This window comes from Massilia timonae, from assembly GCF_001866515.1.
Lineage (GTDB): Bacteria > Pseudomonadota > Gammaproteobacteria > Burkholderiales > Burkholderiaceae_D > Telluria > Telluria timonae.
In genome coordinates this window covers 1,552,095-1,573,934 of sequence record NZ_JRYB01000001.1, presented here as the reverse complement: position 1 = coordinate 1,573,934, position 21,840 = coordinate 1,552,095, and the positions used below count along the sequence as shown (strand labels likewise).

Sequence of the window (21,840 nt, the reverse complement as noted above, 5' to 3'; positions counted from 1 at the left end):
CGGGATCAGCGGGATGCCGGAGCCAGCGATTGGATGTCGATCCGGTCGCCGACCAGCCGGATCTGCGTTGGCTGGCGCGCCAGGTCGGACGGGAAACCTTCGTCGAACGTGCGGTACACGCCGGCGATCGAGACCAGTTCCGGCTGCATCGACAGCGCGAAGATGCGCGCGTCCGGATTGCCGGAGGCGCCTGCCAGCGCGCGGCCATTGAGCGGCGCATACACGTGGATGCTGCCGTCGGCGATCAATTCTGCGCCATTATTGACCACGGCGGTGACGATCAGGTCAGTGCCGCGCGCATAGATGCGCTGGCCGGCGCGCACCGGGGTGTCGATGATCAGGGGCAGGGCGGCCGGCGCCTGGGCCGCGGCCGGTTCCAGGGCCGGCGCCGCGGGAGCCGCCGCCGGGGCAACTGCGGGAGCAGCCGGTTCCGGCGCCGCTGGGGCGGCGGGCGGCGCGGCCGCGTGGCCGCCGGCGCGCACGCCGCTCGAGCCGTCGTCCAGCGCCAGGCCCTGGGCCCGGATCGCCTCGATCATCGCCGGGCTGGCGCCGCGCACGGCGACCGCGTTCAGGCGGTATTTCTTGAGCAGGGCGACCAGCGCCGCCCAGTCGAGCCGCGGCGCGTCAGGCGCGATCGCGGCCACGTCGATCACCGCGAACTCGTCCTCGAAGAAGTCGGACACGCCACCCGTCATCTGCTCCAGGGCGGAATCGATGGCTTCCGGGTCGGCCGAGTGCAGGATCGTGGAGATGGCAACGACCGTGGAAATCTTGATTTCGATGGGAAGCGTGGTTTTAGGCATAAAACGGTGTAGTTGGCGTTGCGCTTGTGCATTCTACTGTGAAAATTGTGGAAAAGGACAGAAGCGCACGCATCATTCCTAACGGAAATTGAACGTTTGTCAGCAACCAGAAATTAAGTCATGCGATAGATCAAACACGCACGATTGGCATGTTGTTTTCGATGAATAAACTGCTAAGATTGCTGATGCTTTAACAGCAGCATGGGTTCCTCATTCCGTAACTTGAGGTTTTTATCGATCCCATGCACAAAGCCCGCCATCGCAGAATGGCGTGCCGAGTCCGAGGGAATTCTGTATGTTGCCGGCCACGGCCGGCTGAACGGAGATTTGAACATGGAAGACGTAGTCATCGTCGCCGCCGGTCGTACGGCCGTCGGCAAATTCGGCGGCACCCTCGCCAAGATTCCCGCCGCCGAGCTCGGCGCGCAAGTGATCAAGCACCTGCTGGCCAAGACCGGCATCGCGCCCGAGTCGGTCAGCGAAGTCATCATGGGCCAGGTGCTCACCGCCGGCGTGGGCCAGAACCCGGCGCGCCAGGCCGTCATCAAGGCCGGCCTGCCCGACATGGTGCCCGGCTACACCATCAACAAGGTGTGCGGCAGCGGCCTCAAGGCCACCCACCTGGCGACCCAGGCGATCCGCTGCGGCGACGCCGAGATCGTCATCGCCGGCGGGCAAGAGAACATGAGCGCCTCGCCGCACGTGCTGGCCGGCTCGCGCGACGGCTTCCGCATGGGCGACGCCAAGCTCACCGACACCATGATCGTCGACGGCCTGTGGGACGTCTACAACCAGTACCACATGGGCGTCACCGCCGAGAACGTCGCCAAGAAATACGAGATTTCGCGCGCCGAGCAGGACGAATTCGCGCTGCAATCGCAGCTGAAGGCCGAAACTGCTCAAAAAGAAGGCAAGTTCAAGGACGAGATCATCCCGATCGAGATCGTGACCAAGAAGGGCACGACCGTCTTCGACACCGATGAATACCCGAAGCATGGCAGCACCCTCGAGGCGCTGGCCAGCCTGCGTCCGGCGTTCAACAAGGAAGGTTCGGTCACCGCCGGCAATGCGTCGGGCATCAACGACGGCGCCGCCGCCGTGATCATGATGAGCGCCTCGAAAGCGAAAGAACTGGGCTTGACCCCGCTGGCGCGCATCAAGGCCTATTCGTCGGCCGGCCTCGACCCGTCGATCATGGGCATGGGCCCGGTGTCGGCCTCGCAGCTGTGCCTCAAGAAGGCCGGCTGGACCCACGAAGACGTCGACCTGATGGAAATCAACGAAGCCTTCGCCGCCCAGGCCATCGCCGTCAACAAGCAGATGGGTTGGGACACGTCCAAGATCAACGTCAACGGCGGCGCGATCGCCCTGGGCCACCCGATCGGCGCTTCCGGCGCCCGCGTGCTGGTCACCCTGCTGCACGAAATGATCCGCCGCGACGCCAAGCGCGGGCTGGCGAGCCTGTGCGTCGGCGGCGGCATGGGCGTGGCGCTGGCGGTCGAGCGCGACTGAGCACGACCTGGCGACAGGCAGCGACGGCCCGCCTGGCGGCGCCGTCGGTTTCAAGCGGTGTGAAGTGACACAATATAAAACTGGAGAAGACAATGGCTCGAGTAGCATTAGTAACCGGCGGCATGGGCGGCCTGGGCGAAGCGGTGTGCATCAAGCTGGCCGCATTGGGATATCAGGTCGTCACCACTTTTTCGCCTGGCAATACCAAGGTCGATGCGTGGCTCGGCGCCATGAAAGAGCAGGGCCATGACTTCAAGGCCTATGCCTGCGATGTGGCCGACTACGACGCCGCCCAGGAATGCGTGCGCCAGGTGATCGCCGACGTCGGCCCGATCGACGTGCTGGTCAACAACGCCGGCATCACCCGCGACATGACCTTCAAAAAGATGGACAAGGTCAACTGGGACGCCGTGATCAAGACCAACCTCGATTCCGTGTTCAACATGACCAAGCCGGTCTGCGACGGCATGGTCGAGCGCGGCTGGGGCCGCATCATCAATATCTCGTCGGTGAACGGCCAGAAGGGCGCCTTCGGCCAGACCAACTACTCGGCGGCCAAGGCCGGCATGCACGGTTTCACCAAGGCGCTGGCGCTGGAAGTGGCGCGCAAGGGCGTGACCGTCAACACCATCTCGCCGGGCTATATCGGCACCAAGATGGTGATGGACATCCCGAGCGAAGTGCTGGAAACCAAGATCATCCCGCAAATCCCGATGGGCCGCCTGGGCAAGCCTGAAGAAGTGGCCGGCCTGGTGGCGTATCTGTCGTCGGACGAGGCGGCATTTGTTACCGGCGCCAATATCGCCATCAATGGCGGGCAGCACATGTCCTGATCCATCAGGGCGAACCACGAAGCACCGCTCAGGCGGTGCTTTTTTTTTCGCCGATTACAATAAACGACCACCCATTTTCCGGAGCAGATCATGCACACCTTGCCCCACGGCGGCCTCGCCCTGTCCAGCCTCGACGAACAGCTGCTGCTCCCCGGCACCAAGGGCTTGCCGCTGCGCGCACCGCTGCGCCAGGGCGCGATCGGCGTGCAGGGCTGGAATGTGCTGCGCGGCGACACCAGCTATCCGGTCGCCGTGCTCAGGGAGTCGAGCCTGCGCCACAACCTCGCCTGGATGCGCGCCTTTTGCGAGCGCCACGGCGCCACCCTGGCGCCGCACGGCAAGACCACGATGAGCCCGCAGCTGTTCGGCGCGCAACTGGCCAATGGCGCCTGGGGCATCACCCTCGCCACCGCGATCCAGGTCCAGGTGGCGCACCGCTTCGGCGTGCGCCGCGTGCTGCTGGCCAACCAGCTGGTGGCGCGCAGCGACATCGACGCCGTGCTGGCCCTGCTGCATGGCGATCCGGATTTCGAGTGCATCGTGCTGGCCGATTCGCCCGCCGGCGTGGCGCGCCTGGCGCAGGCGGTCGGCGCGCACAGGCTGGCGCGTCCGCTCTTGGTGCTGGTCGAGCTGGGCCTGGCCGGCAAGCGCGCCGGCTGCCGCACGCCGCAGGAAGCGATGGAGGTGGCGCGCGCCATCGCGGCAGCCGACGGCCTGGCGCTGGCCGGCTTCGAGGGTTACGAAGGCCTGCTCGTCAGCGACGACCGCGCCGCCGACCTGCGCCAGGTCGACGCTTTCCTTGCTCAACTGGTGGCGCTGGTGCGCGGCGCCGATGCCGAGGGCCTGTTCGCCACGTCCGAGATCGTGGTCTCGGCCGGCGGCTCGTCCTATTTCGACCTGGTGGCGCGCGGTTTCCAGGATGTCGATGGCCTGTCGCGTCCAGTGCGCGCCATCCTGCGCAGCGGCTGCTACCTGACGAGCGACCACGGCATGTACCGCCGCCATATCGACGAGCTGAACGCGCGCGAAGGCGGCCGGCAGGAAGGGTTACGTCCCGCGCTCGAAGTCTGGAGCATGGTCCAGTCGCGCCCCGAGCCGACCCTGGCCATCCTCACCATGGGCAAGCGCGACGCCTCCTACGACGCCGACCTGCCGGTTCCGCTCTATACGGCGCGTCCGGACGACGACGCGACTCCGGCCACGCTGCCGCCCGGCTGCACGATCTTCAAGATGAACGACCAGCACGCCTATCTGCGCCTGCCGGAAGGCGACCCGCTGTGCGACAGCCTGGCGGTGGGCGACCTGGTCGGCTGCGGCATCTCGCACCCGTGCACCACCTTCGACAAGTGGCCGCTGCTGCTGGCCGTGGATGACGCCTACACGGTGCGCTACGCGCTCAATACCTATTTCTGAAACAGACCGTCCATACGCTACAATCGGCTTCTTGAATCACTGCCAACAAGAGCCGCCATGCCCGTCACGCCGCCGTCGCTGTTCCCGCCGATCCAGCCCATCCGCCACGGCATGCTGGCGGTCGACGAGATGCACACGATCTACTGGGAAGAAGTCGGCAATCCGAACGGCATCCCGGTGCTGTTCCTGCACGGCGGCCCCGGCGCCGGCCTGTCGCCCCAGCACCGCCGCTTCTTCGATCCGCAGGCCTACCGCGTGATCCTGTTCGACCAGCGCGGCGCCGGCAAGTCGACGCCGCTGGGCGAGTGGCGCAACAACACGACCCAGCTCCTGATCGAGGACATCGAGCGCCTGCGCGCGCTGTTCGGCATCGAACGGTGGCTGGTGTTCGGCGGCTCCTGGGGCTCGACCCTGGCGCTGGCCTATGGCCAGGCCCATCCCGAGCGCTGCCTGGGCTTCGTGCTGCGCGGGATCTTCCTGTGCACCCGCGCCGAGGTGGACTGGTTCATCAACGAGGTGCGCTGGTTCTATCCCGAGCTGTACGAGGAATTCGTGGCCCCGATTCCGCAGGACGAGCGGCACGACCTGCTCGACGCCTATGCGCGCCGCCTGCTGTGCCACGACCCGGATGTCTACTGGCCGGCCGCGCGTGCCTGGAGCCGCTTCGAAGGCCGGCGCGTGTTCCTGCTGCCGCAGCCCGAGGAAGTCTCGAACGATACGCTCGACCTCGGCGTCGGCCGGCTCGAGTCGCATTACATGCTCAACGGCGCCTTCCTCGAAGAAGACCAGCTGCTGCGCGACCTGGCGCGCATCGCCCATCTGCCGGCGGTGATCGTGCAGGGCCGCTACGACGTGATCTGCCCGCCGCTGTCGGCCTGGCGCCTGCACACGGCGTGGCCGGGGTCGAAACTGGAGATGATCGCCGACGGCGGCCATGGCGCGCTGGAGGTGGGCATCGCGCGCGCGCTGGTGGCGGCCACCGAGCAGTTCAAGCGGCTTCGCCGGTTTGAATGAAGCTGGGGCGGGGTGGTGTTGACTGCTACACTATGCGTCATGGAGTTGAACGCGTCGGCGGCGTAGCCGCCAACCCTACGCATGCCGTCGAGCCCCCAGGCAGCACAGCCGCGCACCTGACGCACCAGGCACATTACAACAATTCGAACGTGTTCTTATGAATATCCAGATCAGCGACATCGGCCATGTCATCCAGCTGGCGATCGCGCCGGTTTTCCTGCTCACCGGCGTGGCCACCAAGCTGACCGTGCTGACCAACCGGCTGGCGCGCATCATCGACCGCACGCGCGTGCTCGAAGACCGGCTCAAGGTCAGCCCCAACGCCGAGTTTTCAAGCGAACTCGAACTGCTCTACCAGCGCTCGCACCTGATCAACTTCGCGATCGCCTCCAGCACCGCCTGCGGCCTGCTGGTGTGCGTGGTCATCGCGATGCTGTTCGCGGGCGACACCACCGGCATTCCGCTCGACCAGTACATCGCCGCCTGCTTCGTGTTCGCGATGATCGCCCTGATCAGCAGCTTCGTCTATTTTTTGCGCGAGATCTTCATCGCGTCGAAGTTCATGCGCATGCAGCACCAGGCCATCATGATGCTGCAATCGCCGCCGCCGCCACCGCCATCGCCATCGCCAACCACTCAGCCTTGAATGCGGCAAGAAAGAATCCCATGCACGACTACCAACGCCCTCCGACCCTGCACCGCTACGCGCTGCGCGCCGAACTCGAAAACGCGCTCAAGACCGGCCAGTTCCGCCTCGAGCCCAATGGCGGCTTCCTGCACGTCTCGTTTTCCACCGTCTGGGACAAGCGCCTGTTCGACATCATCACGCCGAGCGACGCCTGCCTGGTGATCCACAATACCGAGGAATTCGGCGAGCGCCTGCACCGCGCCGTGCAGCGCCTGCTGCCCAACTGGGCCGGCATCGACGGCGCCATCGAGTACGGCAACCGTTCGCCGCTGGGCGCGGCCTTCACCAAGAGCCTGGGCCAGGCGCGCGAAAAGGAATGGCAGTTCGCCTGGCGCCCGATGTCGCCCGGCGCCAGCCTGAACCCGGTGGTGGTCAGCATCGGCAGCATCGAAAGCTTCGCCGAACTGCGCGACCGCGAAAGCCACCTGGCTTGATGCGCGTTCCCGCCGTTTAGACGCACGACTCCAGAAAATCGCGGTGTAATGCCGCGATGACTACTGCTACCTATCCCCGCCTGCTGGCGCCGCTCGACCTGGGTTTCACCACCCTGAAGAACCGCGTGATCATGGGCTCGATGCACACCGGGCTCGAAGACCGCTTCTACAACTACGGCAAGCTGGCCGCCTTCTACCGCGAACGCGCGCGCGGCGGCGTGGGCCTGATCGTCACCGGCGGCATCTCGCCCAATCGCCAGGGCTGGCTGCTGCCCTTCGGCGGCACCCTGAACTCCCTGTTCGACCTGCCCAACCACCGGCGCGTCACGCGCGCGGTGCACGAGGAGGGCGGCAAGATCCTGATGCAGATCCTGCACGCGGGCCGCTACGGCTACCAGCCCTTCGTGGTCTCGGCCTCGAACATCAAGTCGCCGATCTCGCGCTTCAAGCCGAAGGCGCTCACCGAGGCCGGCATCGAAGCGACGATCCGCGCCTACGTGCGCTGCGCCAGGCTGGCGCGCACGGCCGGCTACGACGGCGTCGAGATCATGGGCAGCGAGGGCTATTTGCTGAACCAGTTCCTGTGCGCGCGCGCCAACCGCCGCACCGACCGCTGGGGCGGGCCGATCGAGAACCGCATGCGGCTCGCCGTGGAGGTGGTGCGCCGCATCCGCGCCGCGGTCGGGCAGGACTTCATTTTGATGTATCGGCATTCGGTGCTCGACCTGGTCGAAGGCGGCAATACCTGGGACGAGATCGTGCTGTCCGCCAGGGCGCTGGAAGCGGCAGGCGCCACGATCCTGAACACCGGCTACGGCTGGCACGAGGCGCGCATCCCGACCATCGTCACCTCGGTGCCGCGCGCCGCCTTCGCCGAGGTCGCCGGGCGGCTGCGCAAGGAAATCGGCATTCCCGTCGTGGCCTCGAACCGCATCAATATGCCGGACGAGGCCGAGGGCATCCTGGCGCGCGGCGACGCCGACCTGGTGTCGATGGCGCGGCCCTTCCTGGCCGACGCCGATTTCGTCGCCAAGGCGGCCGCCGGCCGCAGCGACGAGATCAATACCTGCATCGCCTGCAACCAGGCCTGCCTGGACCATACCTTCTCCAACCGGCGCGCGACCTGCCTGGTCAACCCGCGCGCCTGCCACGAGACCGAACTCGTGTTTCGCAAGGCCGCCACGGCGCGCCGCATCGCGGTGGTCGGCGCCGGGCCGGCCGGGCTGTCGGCGGCGACGGTCGCGGCCGAGCGCGGGCACCGCGTGACCCTGTTCGATGCCCAGGACCGCATCGGCGGCCAGTTCAATATCGCGATGCGCATTCCAGGCAAGGAAGAATTCGCGGAGACGATCCGTTATTTTGGCCGCCGCCTCGAGTTGCTGGGCGTCGACATTCGCTTGAATTGTTTGATTACACGCGAGGAACTGCTGGCCCAGGGCTTCGACGACGTGATCGTGGCGACCGGCATCCGCATGCGCAAGCCGGCGATTCGCGGCATCGACCATCCGAAGGTCCTGAGCTATCTCGACGTGCTGCGTGACGGCCGCCCGGTCGGGCGCCGGGTGGCGATCATCGGCGCCGGCGGCATCGGTTTCGATACCGGCGAATTCCTGGTGCACGATCCGCACGTAGCCCTGCCGGTGCCGGCCGCGCACTGGATGAAGGAGTGGGGCGTCGACCCGCTGGTCGCCACGCCGGGCGGACTGGCGCCGCCGGTGGCGCCGCATCCGCCGCGCCAGGTTTGGCTCCTGCAGCGCAAGACCACGCGGCCAGGCGCCGGCCTGGGGAAAACATCGGGCTGGGTGCACCGCGCCACGCTCGCACGCAATGGCGTGACCATGCTGGCCGGCGTCGGGTACGAGCGCATCGACGACGCCGGCCTGCACATCACGGTCGGGGGCGAAGCGCGCCTGCTCGAGGTGGACAACGTGGTGATCTGCGCCGGGCAGGAAAGCCTGGCGGAACTGATGCCGGCGGATGGGGCCACGGGTGGCCCGCGCTTCCACAAGATCGGCGGCGCTGCGCTGGCGGCCGAACTGGATGCCAAGCGCGCGATCCGCGAAGGGGCGGAACTGGCGGCGCGGCTGTGAGCCGCGCCGATGTGGATTCGAAGTGGATTCGAAGTTGATTACTTCTTGCGCACCACCACGCAACCGATCGAGTAACCGGCGCCAAACGAGCAGATGACGCCATTGGCGCCCGCCGGCAGGTCGTCCTGGTAGCGGTGGAAGGCGATGATCGAGCCGGCCGACGAGGTGTTGGCATAGCTGTCCAGGATCACCGGCGCTTCGTCGGCTGTCGCGTCGCGGCCCAGCAGGGTGCGCACGATCAGCAGGTTCATGTTCAGGTTGGCCTGGTGCAGCCAGTAGCGCGACACGTCCTTCGTTTCCAGGCCGGCCGCCGCGAGCGTGTCGGCGATGGTCTGGGCCGCCATCGGGCAGACTTCCTTGAACACCTTGCGGCCCTGCTGGCGGAACAGTTTATCCGGCTGGCCGATGCCCGCTTCGTCGAAGCGGTTCATGAAGCCGAAGTTGTTGCGGATATTGTTCGAGAAACTGGTCTTGAGGCGGCTGTCGAGGATTTCCCACTGGTGCGCACTGCTTGCCGTCTCCGCGGCCTCGATCACGATCGCGGTGCAGGCGTCGCCGAAGATGAAGTGGCTGTCGCGGTCGCGGAAGTTCAGGTGGCCGCTGGTGATTTCGGGGTTCAGCACCAGCACCGCGCGTGCGCGGCCATTGCGCACCGCGTCGACCGCGGTGGCGATGCCGAAGGTGGCCGAGGAGCAGGCCACGTTCATGTCGAAGCCGAAGCCGTCGATGCCCAGCGCCTCTTGCACCTCGACCGCCATGGCCGGATAGGCGCGCTGCATATTGCTGCAGGCGACCAGCACCATGTCGATGTCCTGCGGCGTTTTGCCGGCGCGCGTCAACGCTTCGCGCGCGGCGGCCACGCACATCTCGGCCTGCAGCGAGATCTCGTCGTCGGCCCGTTCCGGAATGCGCGCCGTCATGTGGCTCGGGTCCAGGATGCCGCTCTTTTCCATCACGTAGCGCGACTTGATGCCCGACGCCTTTTCGATGAAGGCGCTGCTCGACGGTTCCAGCGCCGTCACCTCGCCCGCCGCGATTTGCGCGGCATGCTCCTGGTTGTGCAGTTCGACATAGGCGTTGAAGGCTGTCACCAGCTCGTCGTTCGAGATGGAATGCGGCGGGGTAAACAGGCCGGTGCCGCTGATGACGACAGGTTTCATATTCAGCAAACTTTCAGGGAAAATAAGCGGGGTTGTCCGCAAGATGCGCCGATTCTACACGCTCGGCGCATGCCTGGGAATCGGCTGCCGCAGGGACTGTTCAGTCGCGTTTATTGGTCCTTGCGCCCGTGCTGGGCCAGCGTGGTGGCGGGGGCGGCGCGCTTGGACAGCACCACTTCCTGGCCCTTGAGGTGGCGCAGGGCCTGGGCCAGCTGGAAGTCGTCCGCGCTGCCGTAGTCGAGCGGCTTGCGGGTGCGCGCCTCGGCCAGCAGGCGCATCTGTTCCTCGATGTCGTCCTCGCGCGTGGCGGCTTCGGGTCCCGCGCCGTTCGACAGGTGGTGCTGCAGGTCGGCCTCGCGCATGCGCAGCGCGTTCAGGCCGTCGCCTTCCAGCGTTTCGTCCACGGGCAGGTCGGGCACGATGCCTCGCGCCTGGATCGAGCGCCCGGCCGGGGTGTAGTAGCGCGCCGTGGTCAGCTTGACCGCGGCGTCGCGCCCGATCGGGCGGATGGTCTGCACCGAGCCCTTGCCGAAGGTCTGGCTGCCCAGGATGGCGGCGCGTTTATAGTCCTGCAGGGCGCCGGCCACGATTTCGGAAGCCGAGGCCGAGCCGGTATTGACCAGCACGACCATCGGCAAGTCCTTGAACGCCGGTGGCAAGGTGGCCAGCGGGTCGGCGCCGCTGCGCAGCATGTAGAACTCGGGCCGCGCGTAGAAGCGCTGGCGCGAATCGGCCAATTGGCCGTTGGTCGACACGATCTCGGCGTTCTTCGGCAGGAAGGCGGCGGCGACGCCGATCGCGCCCTGCAGCAGCCCGCCCGGATCGTTGCGCAGGTCGAGCACCAGGCCTTTGAGGTCCGGATCTTCGCGGTACAGCGCCTGCAGCCTGGCGGCCATGTCGTCCACGGTCGGTTCCTGGAACTGCGCGATGCGCAGCCAGGCGTAGCCCGGCTCCACCATCTTCGCCTTGACGCTTTTCTGCACGATCTCGCGCCGCTCGATGGTGAAATTCAGTGGTTCGGGCGCGTCCTTGCGTGCGACCGTGAGCGTGACGCGCGTGCCCGGCTCGCCGCGCATGCGCTTGATGGCGTCGTCGATCGGCGTGCCCTGGACCGGGTGGCCGTCGATGCGGGTGATCAGGTCGCCCTCCTTGATGCCGGCGTGGTAGGCCGGCGAATCTTCCATCGGGGTGACGATCTCGATATAGCCGTCCTCGCTCACGGCGATCTCGATGCCGACGCCGACGAAGCGGCCCTCGGTGCCTTCGCGCAGCTCGCGGTAGGCGCGCGGATCGAGGTAGGCCGAATGCGGGTCGAGCGAGGCGACCATGCCGGCGATCGCCTCGGACAGCAGGGCTTTATCTTCGACCGGTTCGACATAGGTGGACTTGATGACGCCGTAGACGTCGGCCAGCTGGCGCAGCTCGGCGATCGGCATGCTGGCGTCGACCGGCGGCTTGAAGGCGAGGGCGGAGAATTGCATGGTCAGGCCGACCCCGGCGATCACGCCCAGGCCGACGAGGCAGGAATTCTTGAAGGTGGAACCCATGTGGTTGATCCGTTGAGGCATTTGCGCACGGAACCGGCAGGCGAACTTATGCCTGAGGTAGCGCAAGGCCAGTATAAACCGGTTCGTGCGCGGCTGCGGGCGGCGGCGCAAAAGCTATCGAGCTGGAATGAAAAAGGATGCGTTGGGAGGCGGAGTTGTTACACCCGATCCTACGATGGTAAGCAATTGTAAGAGTAGAAGAGCGTGCGGATGAGGCAGCCTATAGTTGGAACCAGTTTTTCTCTCTCTCCACTCTTGAAGTGGTCTTTGCCCGCGGCCTCCACCGCGGGCTTTTTTCTTTCCGGTCCCGGTTTCGCACATTGTGCGATCTGTCGGCTGCCTCTGCGGAGATTGTACATTCCCCTTCACCGGACACGGGGCGCACATGTCATCCCGCCTGTCATCGTGTTGTCATCTTCCAACACATGCATACGCGAAAACACATGTGTGCCGTGTATCGAAAAGTAAAAATCCGTGCTCCGCCAGCGAGGTTTATTGCCTAACCGCTAGAATGGTTTTTTTGCCGACCATCCGGCCGGAACCGATTCACCCTGCAATCGCACTGCAAGTAAGGATTTTTCCCGTGAAGCGACACCTCCTGAGCACCCTGACCCTGTCCCTGATGGCCGCCTTCGCCGCGCCGGCCAAGGCTGCCGACGCTGCGCCGGCCACCGCCGCCACCGCTGCCGCGCCGGCCGGCGTCATTTCGGGCATCGACACCCAGTACATCGACACCAGCGTGCGTCCGCAGGACGACTTCTTCACTTACCTGAACGGCAAGTGGCTGAAGGACACGGAAATCCCGAGCGACCGTTCGAGCTGGGGCACCTTCATGAAGCTGCGCGAAGACACCACGCCGCAGCTGCTGGCGATCATCGAGGCCGCGCAGAAAGACACCGGCGCCAAGGCCGGCACCGAGACCAGGAAAATCGGCGACCTGTACGCCAGCTTCATGGACGCCGAGCGCCGCGAAACCCTGGGCTACAAGCCGCTGACCGGCGAGCTGTCGCGGATCCGCTCGCTGAAGGACAAGAAGGGCATCCCGGCCCTGGCCGCCCACCTGGCGAAGATCGGCGTCTCGAGCCCCTACGGCATCTACGTCGGCCAGGACATGCGCGAGTCGACCAAGTACGCCACCTACATCAGCCAGAGCGGCCTTGGCATGCCCGACCGCGACTACTACCTGAAGCAGGACGACGCCAAGCTGGCGGAGATCCGCGCCAAGTACCAGCAGCACGTCGAGAAGACGCTGGCCCTGGCCGGCGAGAAGAACGCCGCGGCCCAGGCCAAGGCCATCGTCGACTTCGAGACCGAGCTGGCCAAGGTGCAGTGGACCAAGGTCGAGAACCGCGATCCGGTCAAGCGCTACAACAAGATGAGCGTGCTTGAACTGACCAAGCTGGCGCCGGGCTATGACTGGAAGGCGGCCCTGGGCGCCGCCGGCGTGGGCAACAAGCTGGAATACATCATCGTCAACCAGCCGAGCTACTTCACCGGTTTCAATGAACTGCTGGCGAAGACCGACCTGGCGACCGTCAAGTCGTATTTCGAATGGCAGCTGCTGCGCGAATACGCGCCTTACCTGTCGAAGGCCTTCGTGGACGAGAACTTCGCCTTCTACGGCACCGCGCTGACCGGCGTGACCGAGCAGCGTCCGGAATGGAAGAAGGGCGTGGCCACCGTCGAAGGCGCGCTGGGCGAGGCGCTCGGCAAACTGTACGTGAAGGAGCACTTCCCGGCCGAGCGCAAGGCGCGCATGGAAGAGCTCGTCAAGAACCTGATCATCGCCTACGGCCAGTCGATCGACAACCTGGAGTGGATGAGCCCCGCGACCAAGAAGGAAGCGCGCGCCAAGCTGGCCAAGTTTACGCCAAAGATCGGCTATCCGGACAAGTGGCGCGACTACGCGCGCCTGACCATCAAGCGCGACGACCTGGTGGGCAACGCGATGCGCGCCTCGACCTTCGAGTACGAGCGCAACATCGGCAAGCTGGGCAAGCCAATCGACCACACCGAATGGGGCATGACGCCGCAGACCGTGAACGCCTACTACCGCAGCACGATGAACGAAATCGTGTTCCCGGCCGCGATCCTGCAGCCGCCGTTCTTCGACATGCGCGCCGACGACGCCGTCAACTACGGCGCGATCGGCGCCGTGATCGGCCACGAAATCGGCCACGGCTTCGACGACAAGGGCAGCCAGTCGGATGGCGACGGCAACCTGCGCAACTGGTGGACCGCTGAGGACAAGGCCGCGTTCAAGGCCCGCACCGACAAGCTGGTCAACCAGTTCAACGGCTACAGCCCGCTGCCGGGCTATAACGTCAACGGCGAACTGACCCTGGGCGAGAACATCGGCGACAACGCCGGCCTGGCGATCGGCTACAAGGCCTACCAGATCTCGCTGCACGGCAAGCCGGCGCCGGTGATCGACGGCCTCACGGGCGACCAGCGCTTCTTCATGGGCTGGGGCCAGGTGTGGCGCTCGAAGATGCGCGAAGCGCAGCAGATCAACCAGGTCAAGACCGACCCGCACTCGCCGGGCCAGTTCCGCGCCAACGGCACCGTGCGCAATATGGCCGAGTTCTACAAGGCCTTCGACGTGAAGCCGGGCGACAAGATGTACCTGCCGCCTGAAGAACGCGTCATCATCTGGTAATCTGGTCCAGGGACGGGCCGGCGTCATGAGCGCCGGCCCGTTTTGCATTGCACTCACACCAAAGAGAGAGAACATGAAACGACATTTGTTCAGCGCTGCCGCACTCGTGCTGGTAGCTTCGTTCGCGCACGCCGAATCCGGCGCCGCCGCCCCTGCCGCCCCTGCCAGCGCCGCCAAGGCCAGCGCGGCAGCGTCCGGCATCGCCACCCAGTACATCGATGCCGGCGTGCGCCCGCAGGACGATTTCTTCGAACACCTGAACGGCAAGTGGCTCAAGAGCGTCGAGATCCCGGCCGACAAGTCGACCTGGGGCGCCTTCCACCAGCTGCGCGACGACACCCTGCCGCAGCTGCGCGCCGTCATCGAAAAGGCGGCGATGGAACGCAGCGCGGCCAACGGCACCGAAGCGCGCAAGATCGGCGACTTCTACGCCAGCTATATGGACGAAGCGCGCCTGGAGCAGCTGGGCGCCAAGCCGCTGGCCGGCGAACTGGGCAAGATCGCCGCGCTCAAGAACAAGAATGAACTGCCGGCCATGTTCGCCCACCTGGGCCGCATCGGCGTCAACGTGCCCTTCGTGTTCTTCATCCACCAGGACGCCAAGGATTCGACCAAGTACGTGGCCGACCTGTACCAGGCCGGCCTGGGCATGCCCGACCGCGACTACTACCTGAAGCTGGACGACGCCAAGCTGGCGGACACCCGCGCCAAGTACCAGCAGCACGTCGAGAAGATGCTGGCGCTGGCCGGCGGCAAGAATGCCAAGGCCGATGCGAAAGCCATCGTCGAGCTGGAAACCGAGCTGGCCAAGGCGCAGTGGACCAAGGTCGAGAACCGCGATCCGATCAAGACCTACAACAAGGTCGAACTCTCGAAACTGGCCGCCATGGCGCCGGGCTACGATTGGCAGCAGTGGCTGAAGGCGTCGGGCCTGCAGGGCAAGGCCGACTACCTGATCGTCAGCCAGCCTTCTTACCTGAAGGGCTTCGCTGACGTTCTTGGTCGTATTCCGCTGGAAACCTGGAAAGCCTATCTGCAGTTCCAGACCGTGAACGGCTACGCCAACTACCTGTCGAAAGCCTTCGTCGACCAGCGTTTCGCCTTCAACGGCACCACCCTGGCCGGCATCCCGCAACTGGAGCCGCGCTGGAAGCGCGGCGTCTCGACCCTGGAATCCAGCCTGGGCGACGCGGTCGGCAAGCTGTACGTGGCGAAGCACTTCCCGGCCGAGCGCAAGGCGCACATGGAAGTCCTGGTCAACAACCTGCTGGCCGCCTATAAAGAGTCGATCGACACCCTGGACTGGATGAGCCCCGCGACCAAGAAGGAAGCGCAGGCCAAGCTGGCCAAGTTCACGCCGAAGATCGGCTACCCGAACAAGTGGAAGGACTATTCGGCCCTGACCGTGAAACGCGATGACCTGGTTGGCAACGTGATGCGTTCGCGCGAAGTGGAATACAACCGCGAATTGAACAAGCTCGGCAAGCCGATCGACCGCGACGAGTGGGGCATGACGCCGCAGACCGTCAACGCCTACTACAACCCGGAACTGAACGAGATCGTGTTCCCGGCCGCGATCCTGCAGCCGCCGTTCTTCGACGCCAATGCCGACGACGCGGTCAACTACGGCGGCATCGGCGCCGTGATCGGCCACGAGATCAGCCACGGCTTCGACGACCAGGGTTCGCAGTATGACGGCGACGGCAATATGCGCAACTGGTGGACCGAAGAAGACGGCAAGCGTTTCGGCGAGAAGACCAAGGCCCTGATCGCGCAATATGCCGCCTTCAGCCCGCTGGAGGGTTACCACGTCAACGGCGAACTGACCCTGGGCGAGAACATCGGCGACAACTCGGGCCTGGCGATCGCCTATAAAGCCTACAAGATCTCGCTGAAGGGCAAGCCGGCGCCCGTCATCGACGGTCTCACCGGCGACCAGCGCTTCTACATGGGCTGGGGCCAGGTGTGGCGCACCAAGATGCGCGAACCGGCGCAGATCGCCCAGATCAAGACCGATCCGCACTCGCCGGCGCAGTACCGCGCTAACGGCACCCTGAAGAACCAGCCTGGTTTCTACGAGGCGTTCGGGGTCAAGGCGGGCGACAAGATGTACCTGGCGCCGAAGGATCGCGTGATCATCTGGTAAGCCAGGGCTGTCCAAGCCGAAAATAGTGCTGCATATATAAAAGGCCCGGTCGACGACGACCGGGCCTTTGTGCTTGTACCGTGGCTACGCGAGGAAGAGCTGGTAGGCCGTTCCCCGCGATACAGGACGGTCAGCGTGCCAGGCTGGAATAGCTGCAGGTCTTCGAATAGCCTTTCTTCGGATCGCCGAATACGGCGGAGGTGCAGGCGGTTTTTGCAGTAATGACCTTGGTGCTGTAGGCGCCCGGCACGCCGTAGCGCACCTCACGGGTACCGGTGAAAGAGCAGGTATAACCTTCGGTGGCGCACTGCTTCCAGGTTTCCGGCGTCGTCGGCGCAGGCGTAGGCGCAGGCGCAGGAGTCGTCGGCGCCGCCGTCGAACCTGCCGCTTCATAGGCACCGATATCGAGCGTGCCGGAAACCAGACGGGATTCTCCCGAAGCCGTATGCTTGTACTGCGCGGTTGGGGCCAGGCTGACGCCGGCCGCCGACTTGCCCGGTGCGGTGCCGGCATTGATCACCAGTGCGTTGGCGAGCGGATGCAGGTCGAACTGCGCGCGGTTGACGAAGCCTGCGGCCACCGAACGATAATTGCTCTTCTGCACGGCGCTGCCCTGGCTGGTCACGGTGCCTGTGCCGCTAAAGATATTGTTCTGCAGTAAGACCGGGGTCGTCACTTTGCTGCCGACCAGGACGAAGGTGCCGCGCGAGCTGTCGTCGTTCAGGAAGGTATTGTTCACGACATACAAGTCCTTGCCCGGATTTGTCGCACCTTCCATGCCATAGGCCAGCATGCCTGGATTATTGTGGACCGCCGGCTGGTGGATCACGTTGCCGACGACGTAGGCGGTACCGGCATTCGGGAGGTCGATCTCATAGCTTGGTGCACCTGCCTTGGCAGTGGCCGATGGCGTGCTCGAGAAACGGTTGTAGCTAATCGTATTGACCTTGGCGCGCGACTTCAGATTGTGGCCGACCAGGGCGTCGTGCGAATAGTTGTAGCGGAACACGAGGCTGGCGACATTGCCGATATATAAGTTATGCGAATAGCCATCGCCCGCGCCATTGCGTTCGAATTCGCTGTATTCGATCACGATATTACTGTTGGCGTTGGCGCCGCTCAGAATTCCGTTTTCATTGCCGCGCAGGTAGGACGAGCGCAGCGTGAAGTGAGTGCCCTCGAGGCGTAGCGCGGCGCCGTTCTTGTCTGGCACCTTGGCGCCGAACATCTCGACGTTCTCGACGGTGATGTTATTGCCCTTGACCACCCAGATCGCCTTGCCTTGAGCATTCTTGCCGGCAGCATCGATCTTCGGGCGGCCGTTCACGCCGCGGATAACGAGGTCGCTCGGGCTGATGGCGCAGACGTCACCACTATAGGTCTTGCCACCCTGGATCTCGATGATGTCGCCGGCCTTGGCCTTGGCGAAGGCGGCGCAGGGCGCCGCGTAGGTCTTGCCAGGACCGACGGACAGGGTGGCGGCCGAGGTGCTGCCAATGGCTGCCAGCGACATCAGCAGCGCGGCGTTCAGGCGAAAGACGTGGTGTTTGGTCGATGCAGAGTTGCAGAATTGCATGATATTTATCCTGTAAAAAATTCCGCTTGGAATTTGTTCCGGTGGGAAAGTTTTGAAGGATACGATATTTACGGCAGTCTACTTGTAACTAATTGTGACAGTGCAATATGGAAATATTTAACAATTACTAACCAATGAATATGAACGGCAACTATTTCATGCAAGTATTTTTGTTCAATAGTGCCAACTGTTTCTGAGCAGTTTAAATTTTCTTTCGAGCAATATTTTGAATCAGGTTTTATTTTGGTATTCAAGAAAATTCACGATAGGGATTCAACGGCAATACAGTGCAGCGAAATACCACGCGGCATATATCCGTTGCTGGAAGCTGCCCGGGAAGCTTGCGAGAGGAGGAGAATGAACGAAAAGTTGCGCAGAAGACCGACAGTGCAGGGTGATCGCTCGACTTGAGGTAGTGTCGGGATAATTTACAGCGCCTGGATTTGCTTCCGGTAAGCTCGAGCTAATTCACTGATTTTTATAGAAATCAGGCCAAAAGGCATGAATTTTGCTTTGATGTAAGTATAATATTTTGCATCAAGGGGAAAGCATGCGTAAATTTATTGGATCGATTCTTGTAGTCGCCGCAACACTGGGCGCGGGGTCGCAGGCTGCGGTCGCGGCGCCGGTCGTCACTGTCGGTTCCGCCTACTCCTTCTATCTGCAAGGGAGCGAAAGCGATGAGGCGTTTGCCGGCGTCGCCACTTTCGATGACGAGGCAGCCATGGCGGTTCGGGGAGATAGTTTTCTCACCGTGAGCGAATCCGAGAGTGACTTGGGCAATGGTCGATCACTCATCAGTATTCAGATTCGAAGCACTGGCGATTTATTCCCGGTGTTGGGAGAAATAGCGATTTTGGGTATCGGTCTGTTCGATTATCCGCTCGAATTGATGAGCGTCGTTAATTTGTACGAGGCCCGTATTTCTTTCCTCGATTCAAATAATAAGCTGCTCATCGAAACCGATAATCTTGCTGACGGGGTATATCAGAATTATCCTTGGGACGGTTTTTTCCCGGCCACTGACGATGCGTTCGGAACCGAACAAATCGGCGGACTTGGCGTGTTGGGCATTAACTTCGATTTCTTCGTGAGCACCGAGCCGACCGCAGTCCCCGAGCCGGCTGGCGTCCTGCTGGTCGGACTTGGGTTCATGGCCATGCTGACCACGCGCCGTCGCCGCCTGCACTGATCAAAGCGACGTTATTGCTGGGTTGCGCTGCAACAACGTTCATGATCTTTCAAACAAAAAAGCACCCGGCTGGGTGCTTTTTTATTGGAGCCGCAGCGCGTCTTATTTGACGGCGGCCACCATGTAATCGACCGCGGCCTTGATATCGGCATCGGGGAGGGTAGAGCCGCCTTTTGGGGGCATGAAGCCGGCCTTGCCCTGGAAGCCCTTGATCGCGTGTTCGTACATCACGTTAGCGCCCTGGCCGAGACGCGCGGTCCAGGCCGCCTTGTCGCCGAATTTCGGCGCGCCGGCGATGCCAGCGCCATGGCAGGCGATGCAGGCTGAATCGTAGGCTTTCTTGCCAGCGTCGGCGCTGGCAATGGCTGGCGCGGCTGCCGGGGCAGCGGCGGGCGTTGCGGCCGGAACTGGCGCTACCGGTGCGACGGTGGTAGCGGCGGCATCGGCCGGCGCCTCGGCCGCAGCCGGGGCAGGCGCGGGTTCGGCCGGCTCCTTGAAGCTGGCGCCACTCTTGTTGGTCATGAAGACGACGGCGCGCTCGACCTCGAGATTGTCCAGGTCCGGATTGCCGCCCTTGGCCGGCATCGCGCGGATGCCTTCGATGGCGTGTTTCAGCAGGGTGTCATAGCCTTGCGCCAGGCGTGCGCCCCAGGCGCCGTTGTCGCCGGTCTTCGGCGCCCCGGCCATGCCGCTGTCGTGGCAGGCTGCGCAGGTGGCGGCATAGACGGCGCCGCCGGCCTGCAGCACGCGCGGCGCATTGGCGTCGACCAGGGTGAAACCTTCTTCGGAAACGGGGCGAATGCGGTTGGAGATGGCTTCGGCGCTCTGGCCGTCGGTGCCGGCGCCGGTGGTGGCGGTACTGGTCACGAACGTGACCAGTAAAATGATACCTAGAACAATAACCAAGAAGAATCCCGTGACGGCAACGACGAGCTGTTTAGGCGTGCGGATGAGGGATTGGTGTTCGTTGTGTGCGTCGCTCATGATTTCCTTAATTCAATTAAAAAAACCGGCCACTGGGGCACTGCGATCTAGTGGCTTTTTGCAAATGCCGTCAAGAATCTTATTATAGTGTAATCCTGCTTTGGTGTAGGGGTTTTTCCGCCTCTCCCCATGGACGTACTTGCGGAAAGACTGTATCCTTCGTCACGCCTCCAGCGCGGCTGTAGCTCAGTGGATAGAGTATTGGCCTCCGAAGCCAAGGGTCGCTGGTTCGATCCCAGCCAGCCGCGCCATTCCGGCATCATTGCCATCGTTTTCCTTTCTCTTTCCGAACGTCCCGCATGCGCCAGCATGTCGCGGTCTCGCGTCCGTGCTCGCCGCTCATACCGCGCATTCGACACTTTTGTGTAATGACGCACGCGCACAATTGACATTGATCAGTGTTGACTTTAAGGTAAGTGGGAGTTGGCAGGCCCTTCATTGTCGGCAGGCTCGATTCGGCAGTTTCTCGTGCCATGCGCGACGACTTTCCCGCGCATGTTCCGCACTCTTGAAAAGGACCTTCCATGACCCTTGACCATGGCCTTCGCGACCGTATCGCACTTCTGCGGTTCGTCATGATCTTCGGCGTGATCATGCTGCATACACCGCAGTACGTGCCCATGGCCGAGATCGGCAATGGCTGGTTCGATGCCACCAAGGCCTTTTTCCAGCTCGCCGTGTTCCGCGCCACCGTCCCGGTGCTGACCGTCATTTCGGGCTTCCTGCTGTTTGGCGCCGCCCTCGACCGTGCGCCGGCCCGCCTGTTCAGCAAGAAGGCGCGCACCATCCTGCTGCCCTTCCTGTGCTTCAACCTGCCGCTGCTGCCCCTGGCGCTGGGCGCGCAACTGTTTGCCGGTGTCGAGATGTCCGCGCAACTGTGGCCTTTTGAACCGATGGCCTGGCTCAACGCCGCCTTCGGCCTGACGGCGTCGCCCGTGAATTACCCATTGAACTTCCTGCGCGACCTGCTGGTGCTCATCCTGCTCGCGCCGGCATTCGGCTGGTTACTGCGCAATTACGCCTGGCCGGGCCTGGTGCTGGTGTCGGTGGTGTTCTTCAAAAACTACGATGGCGTGCTGGTGCTGCGCGACGTGATGGCGGTGCTGTTCTATGTCGGCGGCATGGCCGCCGTGCGCGGCTGGAACCTGCGCCTGCTCGACCGGTACGCAGTGCCGTGCTTCCTGTTGTTTTTGCTCGCCTGCGCCGCCATCGTGCATTTCCGTGTCGCGAACACGACCTATCTGCGCCTGATCGCTCCGTTCCTGATCTGGCCGGCCACCGCCTGGCTGGCGGCGAGCCGGCTCGGGCCCTGGCTGGTCGGCATGAGCAAGTACAGCTTCTTCATGTTCCTGGCGCACGCCCCGGTGCTGTTGCTGACCTGGCTCCTGTACAGCCGCTATGGCAGCGCCTTGCCCTATCCTTTGTACTGGGTCATGGCGCCGGTGCTGGTGACGGCCATCCTGGTCGCCGCCTACCGTATCGCCAACGTCCTGATGCCGCGGCTGTTCCCTCTGCTCATAGGCGCAGGACGACGTGCGCGGCAGCCGGCACCTGCCGTCGGCGCCATGCCGGTGGTGGATGCGCCCCAGGCCGCCGGGGCGAAACTCTGAGGCGCACACTTGCTCTAAATCAATATTGGCTTTAAAACAATAGCGCACGATATCCATCGTTGCGCTGCATACTGTTGAGTCAATGCTAAAATTTCTTTCCCTAAGCGCAGGTGAGCTTTGCAACAGCCTGTCTTACCCGTGTTGCATTGACCTGACGCGGCAGTGAACCATCGTTGAGT

The 21,840-nt window shown here is 63.8% G+C and carries 16 protein-coding genes and 1 tRNA gene; 12 read left to right on the top strand and 5 right to left on the bottom strand.

Annotated features, from left to right (window positions below; genetic code table 11):
* Window positions 1-5: 5 nt before the first annotated feature.
* The gene (gene minC / locus LO55_RS06765) at window positions 6-803 is read right to left on the bottom strand and encodes a septum site-determining protein MinC (protein WP_071360911.1); all 798 of its coding nucleotides are present in this window, start codon (window positions 801-803) and stop codon (window positions 6-8) included.
* Between the two features lie 333 nt (window positions 804-1,136).
* Here minC and LO55_RS06760 point away from each other — a divergent pair, with 333 nt between their 5' ends.
* The 7 genes from LO55_RS06760 to LO55_RS06730 all read left to right on the top strand — a co-directional run bounded on the left by LO55_RS06760 (window position 1,137) and on the right by LO55_RS06730 (window position 8,787).
* Window positions 1,137-2,315: an acetyl-CoA C-acetyltransferase gene (locus LO55_RS06760; protein ID WP_071360910.1), complete on the top strand. Its 1,179-nt coding sequence runs from the start codon at window positions 1,137-1,139 to the stop codon at window positions 2,313-2,315.
* Between the two features lie 92 nt (window positions 2,316-2,407).
* On the top strand, window positions 2,408-3,148 hold the full coding sequence (gene phbB, locus LO55_RS06755) for an acetoacetyl-CoA reductase (RefSeq protein WP_005663936.1): 741 nt from the start codon (window positions 2,408-2,410) through the stop codon (window positions 3,146-3,148).
* Between the two features lie 90 nt (window positions 3,149-3,238).
* Window positions 3,239-4,561 (top strand): amino acid deaminase, encoded by a 1,323-nt coding sequence (locus LO55_RS06750; protein ID WP_071360909.1) that lies wholly within the window; start codon window positions 3,239-3,241, stop codon window positions 4,559-4,561.
* A gap of 57 nt (window positions 4,562-4,618) precedes the next feature.
* Window positions 4,619-5,575 (top strand): prolyl aminopeptidase, encoded by a 957-nt coding sequence (gene pip, locus LO55_RS06745; RefSeq protein ID WP_071360908.1) that lies wholly within the window; start codon window positions 4,619-4,621, stop codon window positions 5,573-5,575.
* Between the two features lie 157 nt (window positions 5,576-5,732).
* On the top strand, window positions 5,733-6,221 hold the full coding sequence (locus LO55_RS06740) for a DUF2721 domain-containing protein (RefSeq protein ID WP_071360907.1): 489 nt from the start codon (window positions 5,733-5,735) through the stop codon (window positions 6,219-6,221).
* Window positions 6,222-6,241: 20 nt separating this feature from the next.
* On the top strand, window positions 6,242-6,697 hold the full coding sequence (locus LO55_RS06735; protein ID WP_005663928.1) for a hypothetical protein: 456 nt from the start codon (window positions 6,242-6,244) through the stop codon (window positions 6,695-6,697).
* A 56-nt stretch (window positions 6,698-6,753) separates the two neighbouring features.
* Window positions 6,754-8,787 (top strand): NADPH-dependent 2,4-dienoyl-CoA reductase, encoded by a 2,034-nt coding sequence (locus tag LO55_RS06730; protein ID WP_071360906.1) that lies wholly within the window; start codon window positions 6,754-6,756, stop codon window positions 8,785-8,787.
* A 38-nt stretch (window positions 8,788-8,825) separates the two neighbouring features.
* On the opposite strand, the gene LO55_RS06725 is transcribed toward LO55_RS06730, so the two are convergent.
* Complete coding sequence (locus tag LO55_RS06725; RefSeq protein ID WP_005663922.1) at window positions 8,826-9,947, bottom strand: beta-ketoacyl-ACP synthase III; 1,122 nt, start codon at window positions 9,945-9,947, stop codon at window positions 8,826-8,828.
* A 110-nt stretch (window positions 9,948-10,057) separates the two neighbouring features.
* Window positions 10,058-11,494 carry a S41 family peptidase gene (locus tag LO55_RS06720; protein ID WP_071360905.1) on the bottom strand — a complete coding sequence of 479 codons (1,437 nt, stop codon included), beginning with the start codon at window positions 11,492-11,494 and terminating at the stop codon, window positions 10,058-10,060.
* Between the two features lie 583 nt (window positions 11,495-12,077).
* Between LO55_RS06720 and LO55_RS06715 the strand changes: the two genes are divergently transcribed.
* Both LO55_RS06715 and LO55_RS06710 read left to right on the top strand, forming a co-directional pair.
* Window positions 12,078-14,153: a M13 family metallopeptidase gene (locus LO55_RS06715; RefSeq protein ID WP_071360904.1), complete on the top strand. Its 2,076-nt coding sequence runs from the start codon at window positions 12,078-12,080 to the stop codon at window positions 14,151-14,153.
* A 73-nt stretch (window positions 14,154-14,226) separates the two neighbouring features.
* The gene (locus LO55_RS06710) at window positions 14,227-16,299 is read left to right on the top strand and encodes a M13 family metallopeptidase (RefSeq protein ID WP_071360903.1); all 2,073 of its coding nucleotides are present in this window, start codon (window positions 14,227-14,229) and stop codon (window positions 16,297-16,299) included.
* Window positions 16,300-16,429: 130 nt separating this feature from the next.
* Here the strand turns inward: LO55_RS06710 and LO55_RS06705 are convergent, their stop codons facing one another.
* A complete protein-coding gene (locus LO55_RS06705) occupies window positions 16,430-17,875 on the bottom strand; it encodes a right-handed parallel beta-helix repeat-containing protein (RefSeq protein ID WP_071360902.1) in 1,446 nt (481 codons plus the stop codon).
* Between the two features lie 550 nt (window positions 17,876-18,425).
* Here LO55_RS06705 and LO55_RS06700 point away from each other — a divergent pair.
* Window positions 18,426-19,067: a PEP-CTERM sorting domain-containing protein gene (locus tag LO55_RS06700; protein ID WP_071360901.1), complete on the top strand. Its 642-nt coding sequence runs from the start codon at window positions 18,426-18,428 to the stop codon at window positions 19,065-19,067.
* Window positions 19,068-19,169: 102 nt separating this feature from the next.
* Here the strand turns inward: LO55_RS06700 and LO55_RS06695 are convergent, their stop codons facing one another.
* On the bottom strand, window positions 19,170-20,051 hold the full coding sequence (locus LO55_RS06695; protein WP_071360900.1) for a c-type cytochrome: 882 nt from the start codon (window positions 20,049-20,051) through the stop codon (window positions 19,170-19,172).
* A gap of 175 nt (window positions 20,052-20,226) precedes the next feature.
* Here LO55_RS06695 and LO55_RS06690 point away from each other — a divergent pair.
* Together LO55_RS06690 and LO55_RS06685 are read left to right on the top strand one after the other, a co-directional pair.
* Window positions 20,227-20,302 (top strand) — tRNA-Arg (locus tag LO55_RS06690).
* A gap of 273 nt (window positions 20,303-20,575) precedes the next feature.
* Entirely contained in the window at window positions 20,576-21,661 is a 1,086-nt protein-coding gene (locus LO55_RS06685) for an acyltransferase family protein (RefSeq protein ID WP_071360899.1), read from the top strand.
* The last annotated feature ends 179 nt before the right edge of the window (window positions 21,662-21,840 follow it).

Coding starts and splice junctions, on each gene's coding strand:
- minC (WP_071360911.1), bottom strand. CDS start 803: ATGCCTAAAACCACGCTTCCCATCGAAATCAAGATTTCCACGGTCGTT.
- LO55_RS06760 (WP_071360910.1), top strand. CDS start 1,137: ATGGAAGACGTAGTCATCGTCGCCGCCGGTCGTACGGCCGTCGGCAAA.
- phbB (WP_005663936.1), top strand. CDS start 2,408: ATGGCTCGAGTAGCATTAGTAACCGGCGGCATGGGCGGCCTGGGCGAA.
- LO55_RS06750 (WP_071360909.1), top strand. CDS start 3,239: ATGCACACCTTGCCCCACGGCGGCCTCGCCCTGTCCAGCCTCGACGAA.
- pip (WP_071360908.1), top strand. CDS start 4,619: ATGCCCGTCACGCCGCCGTCGCTGTTCCCGCCGATCCAGCCCATCCGC.
- LO55_RS06740 (WP_071360907.1), top strand. CDS start 5,733: ATGAATATCCAGATCAGCGACATCGGCCATGTCATCCAGCTGGCGATC.
- LO55_RS06735 (WP_005663928.1), top strand. CDS start 6,242: ATGCACGACTACCAACGCCCTCCGACCCTGCACCGCTACGCGCTGCGC.
- LO55_RS06730 (WP_071360906.1), top strand. CDS start 6,754: ATGACTACTGCTACCTATCCCCGCCTGCTGGCGCCGCTCGACCTGGGT.
- LO55_RS06725 (WP_005663922.1), bottom strand. CDS start 9,947: ATGAAACCTGTCGTCATCAGCGGCACCGGCCTGTTTACCCCGCCGCAT.
- LO55_RS06720 (WP_071360905.1), bottom strand. CDS start 11,494: ATGGGTTCCACCTTCAAGAATTCCTGCCTCGTCGGCCTGGGCGTGATC.
- LO55_RS06710 (WP_071360903.1), top strand. CDS start 14,227: ATGAAACGACATTTGTTCAGCGCTGCCGCACTCGTGCTGGTAGCTTCG.
- LO55_RS06705 (WP_071360902.1), bottom strand. CDS start 17,875: ATGCAATTCTGCAACTCTGCATCGACCAAACACCACGTCTTTCGCCTG.
- LO55_RS06700 (WP_071360901.1), top strand. CDS start 18,426: ATGCGTAAATTTATTGGATCGATTCTTGTAGTCGCCGCAACACTGGGC.
- LO55_RS06695 (WP_071360900.1), bottom strand. CDS start 20,051: ATGAGCGACGCACACAACGAACACCAATCCCTCATCCGCACGCCTAAA.
- LO55_RS06685 (WP_071360899.1), top strand. CDS start 20,576: ATGACCCTTGACCATGGCCTTCGCGACCGTATCGCACTTCTGCGGTTC.